An 8,337-nucleotide genomic window follows, 5' to 3' on the forward strand; every position below is an offset into this window, starting at 1 on the left:
CGGTCGTGGAATCGGCGAGGGTGACCGTGGACGCCTGCAGCGACTGACCCTGGTCGTAGAGTCCGCCGATCAATGCCCTGGTCTGGGTAATCAGGGTCTCCAATTCATCCCCTCGCTTCGCCAACCCGGCCATCACACCGGACAGGTTGGTGATCACGTCGGACAGGATCGCGTCGCGACGCTGGAAATCGGTGGCCAGCTGGGCCGCCTGAACGATGAACGCCGACAGCGAGACCCCATCGCCCTGCAGCGCCTGGATCAGGGTCTCCGACATCGCGTTGACCTCGGCGGGCTCGAGCGCCTGGAACAGCGGCTGGAAACCGTTGAGCAGGGCCGAGATGTCGAACGAGGGCTCGGTGCGGTCGAGCGGAATGGTGGAGCCGCTCTTGAGCGGCTCCGGGCTCGGCGTCGCGCCCGGGGTCAGCGCCACGTAGCGCTGACCGATCAGGTTCTGGTACCTGACCAGCGCCTTGGTGTCGTTGAACAGGGTCTGGTCGCTCTGCACGATGAACGACACCTTGGCGTCGTTCTTGCCGTCGAGCTCGATGGTTTCGACCTTGCCGACGCGCACGCCGGCCATCCGGACATCGTCGCCGGGCCGCAGCCCGAGGACGTCGGTGAAGATCGCGGTGTACTTGCGGGTGTCACCATCGACCGTGCGGGCCAGTGTGTTCCACACGACCACGGTGACGAGCAGTGAGACGAGCGCGAAGATACTGAACCCGATCAGTGGCTTACGGATACTCATGCGCCACCCCCGTTTTCGGACACTTGCAGGGTTCCGCCCTTCAAAATCGGACCGAGCAGCAGATATTCGGACGCGTTCGGCTTGCGACCGAGCAGCTGAGTCATCGCCGCGTCACCGGAGTAGGAGATCGGTGTCGCGGTGGGCACGCTCGCCGGAGCGGGCGCCGCGGCCGGAGCGGCCGCGGGAGCGGGCGCACCACCCAGCACACCGGGCAGGCCCGGAATCTGGATCGACGGGACGAGGCCCTCGAGCGGGGTGCCCTGGAACGGCTTGATCTCGGTGCCGTTGGCCGTGTGCATCGGCGCGACACCGGGACTGGTGAGACCCGGGATGTCGGGCATGCCCGGGATCGACACCAGCGGCGGGAGGCCCGCGGCCGTGTCGAGCCTGCGCGGACGCAGGTTGTCCGGGATCGCCGGCAGCGAGGCCTCGGCCGGTGCGGTGAAGCAGCTCGGTCCGAGCAGGTCGCCGTAGCGCGGGCAGTCGGCGACGGTGTTGGGCTGGTACGGCGTGAAGGTCAGGCCGGCGTTCCACACCATCTGCTTGCCGCTCGGGCCACCGTGGAAGGTGGTGTTGAGCTGGGCCAGCGAGGGACCGAAGACCTGGAAGGTCCTGGTGATCGACGCGGGGTCGGCGGCCAGCGCACCCAGGGTGGCGTTCATGCCGACCGTGACTTCCTTGCCCACATCGGGATTCGACGCGAACAGGTCGTTCACCCGGTCGGTGGTGGCGCTCGCACCGGCCAGCAGCGCGATCAGCTGTTCGCGCTTGGTGGCGATGGTGTTCGCGGTCTGCACCGAGGAGCCGAGCACGTCGAGCAGTTCCGGCGCCGACTGGTTCAGCGCGTGCGCGGAGTTGGAGAAGTTGTCCAGCATGCCGCCCACGTTCGGGCCCGCGTCGGCGACCGTGGTCAGCCAGTGGTCGAGGCGCTGAATGGTCGAGCCGGGGACCCGGCCGCTGCCGTCGAGTGCCTGGGTGAGCGTGCCGAGCACGCGACCGAACTGCACCGGATCGACCTCGTCGAGGATGTCGCGCACCGTGGTGAGCGTGTCCTGCAGCGCGATGGTGCCCTGGCTGCGGTCCTCGGGGATCTGCGAGCCCTCCTTCAGGTGCTGGCTGTTCGCACCGTTGTAGACCAGCTCCACGGAGGTGACCGCGAACAGGTTGGAGGGCACCACGCGGGCGGTGACGGTGTTGGGGATTCCGTCGGCGAACTCGGGCTTGAGCTCGATGTTCACCTTCTGCTCGGCGTCCTTGCCGATCTCGACGTTCTTCACCACGCCCACGAGCACGCCGCGGAACTTCACGTCGGCGTCCGACGGCAGGCCGTCACCGGTGGTCGACAGGTTCGCGACCACGTTGACCTTGGGAACGAAGTAGCCCTGGTAGCGGGCCGTGAGGAAAGCCAGGATGACGCCGAAGACGATCAGACCGGCCGCGCCGGCCACATACAGCTGCTTCATGGTGGGACCGCGCCCACTCGGATCGATGATCATCGCGCCCTTACCCCGAGATCCTGATGCCGGGGTTGATTCCCCAGATCGCCAACGTCATGACGAGGTCGGCGAACACGACCAGGATGATGCACATCTTGATCGCGCGGCCTGCCGCCACACCGACGCCTTCGGGACCGCCCGAGGCGAAGAAGCCGTAGTAGCACTGGATGAACGTCGTGATCATGACGAAGATGATCGCCTTGAGCAGGGAGTAGAGCACGTCCGTCGGCACCAGGAATTGGAAGAAGTAGTGCGAGTAGGTGCCCGACGCCGTACCGCCGATCAATTGCACGGTGACCGAGCAGGCCAGGTAGGCCATGGTCAAACCGAGGGCGTACAGCGGCACGATCGCCATCACCGCGGCCATCATCCGGGTGCTCACCAGGTAGGGCAGCGGGCGAATCGCCACCGACTCGAGCGCGTCGATCTCCTCGGAGATGCGCATGGCGCCCAGCTGTGCGGTGAATCGACAGCCCGCCTGGGCCGCGAAGGCCAGGGCCGCCAGCAGCGGGCCGAGCTCGCGGGTGGTGGCGAAGGCGGAGATCGCGCCCGTGATGGGGCTCAATCCGAGCAGGTTCAGCGAGGTGTGGCCCTGAATGGCCACCGTCATGCCGCCGAAGGCACTGATGATCAAGATGACGCCGATGGTGCCGCCACCGACGACGATGTTGCCGTTACCCCAGGTGACGTCGGAGAGCAGACGCCAGACCTCCTTCGGGTACTGCTTGAAGGCCAGCGGGATGGACCCGACCGAACGCAGGAAGAAGAAGACCTGGTGGCCGAGGCGGGCGAGCAGGTCGCCGGGCGCCTTGCTGGCCTTCTGCAGCGACCGGATCGGTCGCAGTAGCGGAGGTACGTATGTGGATGACATGGCTCAGACCACCTGTGGGGGGAAGACGGCGGCGTAGATCTGGGTGATCGCCACGTTGACACCGAGCAGCATGACGGTGGAGCTGACCACCGCGGAGTTCACCGCGTTGGCGACACCACCGGGACCACCGCGAGCGTTCAGGCCGCAGTCGCAGGCGATGATCGAGGCGATCAGACCGAACAGGACCGACTTCAACAGCGCCACCGCGAGGTCGCGGGTGACCGCGAACGAGGCGAAGGTGCTCATGTAGGAGCCGGGCGTACCGCCCTGGGCGAAGATGTTGAACATGTAGCCGGTGAGGAAGCCGACGAAGACGACGAAGCCGCAGAGCAGGAAGCTGACCAGCATCGCGGCGCCCAGGCGGGGAGCCACCAGGCGGCGCAGCGGGTCGACACCCATGACCTTCATCGCGTCGATCTCTTCACGGATGGTGCGGGAACCGAGGTCGGCGCAGATGGCCGAACCGACGGCACCGGCGATCATCAGCGCGGTGACCAGCGGGGCGCCCTGCTGGATGATGCCGAGCCCGTTGGCCGCACCGATGAACGAGGTGGCACCGACCTGGCCCGCGACCGCGCCGACCTGGATCGAGACGATCACCGCGATCGGGATGGCGACCAGCAGCGTCGGCGCCGCGGCGACACTGGCCATGAACGCGGACTGCCGGACGAACTCGTCGAAAGGAAAACGCCGACGGAAGATCGCGACGATCAACTCCGTGATCGCTTCGATACCCATCGTGATCTGTCGACCGAAGGTTTCCAGCGACTTCTTCGGATGGTCGTCCCAAAGGCCCTTCGTCCAGTCGACAGCCTCGCTGACTCGTGAACGTGTGGGCGGACTCTCGGTCGACTGCACTGCATAACCCCTCTCGACGCCGGGCCCTCAACGCCCCGGCGACTTGTTTGCTTGACGCACCTTACTACGGAGTAGCGCAGAACACATCACCGACATGTGAGCGCTGTCATAGATAGAGGTCACTGTCCGAAACGGCTATGAGACCGGCCATGCCGGACCCTACCGCCCGTAATTCCGGGATTCCAGGGATTACCCGCGAAGTCCTTTTCCAGCATGGTTTCCCAGTACCAGCGGTCGCGGTAAAGGAATATTGCGGAATTTTGTCATTCATAACGAAGTCCTCGTCGAATTATCCGAACACATCACGCGAGAAACACGAACGACGCGCCGCGCCGCGATTGCAATAGGGAATCGCTATGACAACCACTCGGGAAGGCCCGCACGACACGGCGGCAAACGCACCGGTCCGGAGGCGCGCCCGGGACCGAATACAGGCACGATAGACAGACCGTATTGATACTGTGCGAACTTCCGACATCTGGAGGGACATGTTCAGCAAACTCGCCAAGGTGGCCAACACCGCCTTCGCCCTCGCCCTCGGTGCAGCTCTGCTGGGCACCGGTGCGGCCAACGCGCAAGCAGGCCCCCCGGTGATCGGCGGCGGCTCCGGCATCGTGATCGACAACGCGTTCGAGTGCACCGTCACCACGGTGGGACACGACGGCGCGGGCAGGCTGGTCGGACTGACCGCGGGCCACTGCGGCGACGCGGGCGCGCCGGTCAGCGCCGAGGTGGATCGAGGCTACGGCGAGATCGGCCGTTTCGTGTACAGCAACTCCGAACTCGACTACGCGGTCATCGAGTTCACGCCGGGCCGGATCATCCCGGTCAACCGGATCGGCAACGTCACCATCACCGGCGTCGGCGGACCGGCGCAGTTCCCGACGATCGTCTGCAAGGAAGGCCGGACCACCGGCAATACCTGCGGCATCACCTGGGGCGACGTGTTCGCGACCAATACCGAGACCTGGTCGCAGATGTGCGTGGTCGAGGGCGATTCCGGCGCGCCGGTCGTCGTCGGCTCGACACTGGTGGGCATGGTCAACGCCTATCTGGCGCTGGCCTGCTTCGGGCCGGAGGTCGGGACGAACATGAACTCGATCATGGCCGACATCAACGCCCGCGGCGGCGTGGGTTCGGGGTATCACCCGATCTAGTCCCTTGCCCGTACTCCCCGGATGTCGAGCGGGTCGCGTGGTTGTCCACGCGGCCCGCTCTTGCTATGTGGCAAGCGATTTCGGTGCGAGCGCGGGTCCGTCGGCGCCGGCGCAGTGCGGCAGGCAGTCGACGCGTTCGGGCTGCGGAGGCTGACGCGGCACGCGGAGCAGGACCGCCGCGACACCCCCGCCGAGCAGCAGCAGCACCGCGCACCAGCGCATCGCGGTGTCGAAGCCGGCGGCGAAGGCGACCGGGTCGCCGAACGCGCCGGACAACCCGGCCAGCCCTGGCAACGCCGCCACGGCGAGTAGCTGTGCCGTTCGCGCCACGGCGTTGTTCACCCCGGAGGCGATGCCGGCCTCGCCCTCGCGCACCGCGGCGAGCACCGCGCCGGTCAATGGCGCTACCAGCACCGACAGTCCGAGCCCGAAGACGAACACGCCGGGCAGCACATCGCTGAGATAGTCCGCGCCCGGTCCGATCCGCTGCAACGCGAACACCCCGCCCGCAGCCAGCAGCGGACCGAACGTCATCGGAATCCGCGGCCCGTGCTGTTGCGCCCATCGGCCCGCGGGCGCCGAGAGCACCAGCATCAGCAGGGTGACGGGCAGTCCGGCGGCGCCCGACGCCATCGGCGAGTACCCGGCCACCAGCTGCAATTGCAGCACCAGCAGGAAGAAGACGCCGCCGAGCGCGGCGTACACGAGCAACGTCACCAGATTCGCCACCGTGAACACCCGCGACCGGAACAGCGACGGCGGTACCAGCGGATTCGGGCTGCGCAGTTCCACCAGCACGAAACACGCCAGCGCGGCCAGCCCGACCGCCACCAGCACCACCCGGGAATCGATGAGTCCCAGTGTGAGCGCACCGAGCGCGAGCGCGACGATCACCGCGCCCGGTATGTCGATCCGCGCGGGCGCCTCCGGATCACGGCTCTCCGGGACATATTTGAGCGTGACGACGGCGACCACCAGCGCGAGCGGCACATTGAGCAGGAAGATCGCCCGCCAGCCGACCAGATCGATCAAGCCACCACCGAGCAGTGGCCCGAACGCACCGGCCACCCCGCCGAGACCGGACCACAGTCCGATCGCACTGCCCTGGTCGCCTTTGTCGATCGACGCCGAGATCAGCGCCAGGCTCCCCGGCGTGAGCAACGCGCCCGCCACGCCCTGGAGCAAGCGCGCGGCCACGAGCATCTCGATGTTCACCGCGGCCGCGCACAGCAGCGAGGTGATCGCGAATCCGACGATGCCCCAGACGAAGACGCGCCGACGGCCGAGCCGGTCGCCGAGCGAACCGCCGAGCAGGATGAAGGAGGCCAGGGTGAGCGTGTAACCGTTCACGGTCCACTGCAACCCGGCGACATCGGTGTGCAGCGATTCGCCGATCCGCGGCAGCGCGACGGAGACGACGGTGGCGTCCAGCGACGCCATCGACGAGCCGAGGATGGTGGCGAGCAGAATCCACCGGCCCGTGGCCGAGTTCAGCCGAACCGTCTGTGGCACTACTCCAAACTAGCCGCCACCCACGTCTTTCGTCGGGACTACAGGCTCTCCACGCAGACGACGACGTGGCGCTCGGCGTACTTGAAGCCGGAATCGGCGGCATCGGGGCAGTCGTCGACGCTGTCGGAGTTCTTGTTGATCGTGATGACCTTGACCGGTTCGGTCCCGCCCTCGCCGCACTCGATGCGCTTGGGTTCGTCGCCGCCCACGTCGATGCAGCCGCCGACGACCCAGTCGATGTCGAGGCACAGCGCGCCGGTCTCGATGCCGTTGAGCGTCTCGGCGTAGAAGTTGTCGCGGTCGCCGACGCAGCCGTTGCTGGTCTTGGCCTTGCCGATGACCTTGTAGTTCGACGAACGGCTACCGCACGCGGCCTTCTCGATGGTCGCGTCGTTGACCGTGCCGCCGAGCGCGACGCAGTCGCCGACGTTGGCCTGGAAGTCGGTCTTGCCGCCCTTGCTCGATGTCGGCGCGGGCTTGCTGGCGGTGGGTTTGCCGGTGGTCGACTTGCCCGGCTTGGTGGTCGGCGTCGCGGTGCTGGTCGCGGGGACGACATCGATCGCCGGCTGAGCGTGGCCGTCGATGGTGCCTCCGCAACCGGTCGAGACGAACGCGGTCACGGTGATGGCGATCGCGCCGACGAGCCGGCCGATTGGCAAATCTGCAAACACCCATTGTGAATACACCACCGGAGCCACCCCCGTCGACTCCAACCGGCGGGTCTGTCCCTGCGATACCCTTGGGATTCCGGTCGCCGTGTGCGGCGCGGGGCCCCCGATCGCGTGTATCAGGAGGTATCCATCGTGTCAGCACCGGTCGACGACTTCGCGGCGCCACGGCAAATGGTGGTCGATCCGCGCTTCATCCGGCTCGCGGATCATTTCTTCGGGATGTTCACCCAGCCCAGTCGTGGCGGCGGGGCGCTGGCCATCTACCTGGACGGACGCCCGGTCGTCGATATCTGGGCGGGCTGGGCGGCCAAGGATCAGCGCTGGACCGGCGAGAACATCGCGCTCACCTTCTCCACCGGCAAGGGTGTCGCCGCCACCGTGCTGCATCGGCTGGCCGAGCGCGGGCTCATCGATTACGAGGAGCCGGTGGCCACCTACTGGCCGGAGTTCGGGTCGCACGGCAAGGACGACATCACCGTGCGCGATGTGCTGTCCCATCGCGCGGGCCTGCACCGCGTACGCGGGCTGGTGCCGGGTCGCGAGGGCATTCTCGACTACGACGCGGTGGTGGCCGCCCTCGCCGAGAGCCCCGCCGACCCGCGCCGCATCCGCACCTCGGGCTATCACGCGATCACCTTCGGCTGGTTGGTCGCCGAGATCGTGCAGCGGGTAACCGGCGATCCGTTCACGGCGGTATTGCGCCGAGAAGTGGCCCAGCCCTTGGGAATCGACGAGTTCTGGTTTCAGGTACCGCCGGGCGAACGGCACCGGATCGCGAAGATCTTTCCGCATCTGGCGCCACCGGGGATCCGCTGGAACACCGCGTCGTCGGTGCTGTCGTGGGTGCGACCCGCGCGTGGTCTGGCCGAGGCGGGTATGCCGGAGAGCTTCGACGAACTGGTCCGCGATCCACGGGTGCACGACGCGGTGATGCCCGGCTGGAACGGGGTGTTCTCGGCGCGGGCGCTGGCCAGGATGTACGGGGCCCTCGCCAACGGTGGGCAGGTGGGCGACGTGCGGTTCC

8 protein-coding genes are annotated in these 8,337 nt (G+C 67.2%); 2 read left to right on the plus strand and 6 right to left on the minus strand.

Annotated features, from left to right (window positions below; all coding sequences use genetic code 11):
- The 4 genes from ACFWF3_RS15195 to ACFWF3_RS15210 form a co-directional block, all read right to left on the minus strand.
- The coding region (locus tag ACFWF3_RS15195) for an MCE family protein (RefSeq protein WP_379314140.1) at positions 1–748 on the minus strand (748 nt) is incomplete at its 3' end.
- Positions 745–2,244: an MlaD family protein gene (locus ACFWF3_RS15200; RefSeq protein ID WP_379314141.1), complete on the minus strand. Its 1,500-nt coding sequence runs from the start codon at positions 2,242–2,244 to the stop codon at positions 745–747. The genes ACFWF3_RS15200 and ACFWF3_RS15195, both read right to left, overlap by 4 nt.
- A gap of 7 nt (positions 2,245–2,251) precedes the next feature.
- Positions 2,252–3,115 (minus strand): MlaE family ABC transporter permease, encoded by an 864-nt coding sequence (locus ACFWF3_RS15205; protein WP_378989340.1) that lies wholly within the window; start codon positions 3,113–3,115, stop codon positions 2,252–2,254.
- A gap of 3 nt (positions 3,116–3,118) precedes the next feature.
- A complete protein-coding gene (locus ACFWF3_RS15210) occupies positions 3,119–3,973 on the minus strand; it encodes an ABC transporter permease (protein WP_266294734.1) in 855 nt (284 codons plus the stop codon).
- A 488-nt stretch (positions 3,974–4,461) separates the two neighbouring features.
- Here ACFWF3_RS15210 and ACFWF3_RS15215 point away from each other — a divergent pair, with 488 nt between their 5' ends.
- A complete protein-coding gene (locus ACFWF3_RS15215; RefSeq protein ID WP_379314142.1) occupies positions 4,462–5,130 on the plus strand; it encodes a S1 family peptidase in 669 nt (222 codons plus the stop codon).
- 63 nt (positions 5,131–5,193) lie between these two features.
- On the opposite strand, the gene ACFWF3_RS15220 is transcribed toward ACFWF3_RS15215, so the two are convergent.
- Together ACFWF3_RS15220 and ACFWF3_RS15225 are read right to left on the minus strand one after the other, a co-directional pair.
- Positions 5,194–6,642 (minus strand): MFS transporter, encoded by a 1,449-nt coding sequence (locus tag ACFWF3_RS15220; protein ID WP_379314143.1) that lies wholly within the window; start codon positions 6,640–6,642, stop codon positions 5,194–5,196.
- Positions 6,643–6,680: 38 nt separating this feature from the next.
- The gene (locus ACFWF3_RS15225; protein WP_378989343.1) at positions 6,681–7,313 is read right to left on the minus strand and encodes a hypothetical protein; all 633 of its coding nucleotides are present in this window, start codon (positions 7,311–7,313) and stop codon (positions 6,681–6,683) included.
- Between the two features lie 171 nt (positions 7,314–7,484).
- Between ACFWF3_RS15225 and ACFWF3_RS15230 the strand changes: the two genes are divergently transcribed.
- Positions 7,485–8,337, plus strand: an 853-nt coding sequence (locus ACFWF3_RS15230) for a serine hydrolase domain-containing protein (RefSeq protein ID WP_379314144.1), incomplete at its 3' end; no start/stop codon positions are given.

It is taken from the genome of Nocardia sp. NPDC060220 (assembly GCF_042727815.1).
Taxonomy (GTDB): Bacteria; Actinomycetota; Actinomycetes; order Mycobacteriales; family Mycobacteriaceae; genus Nocardia.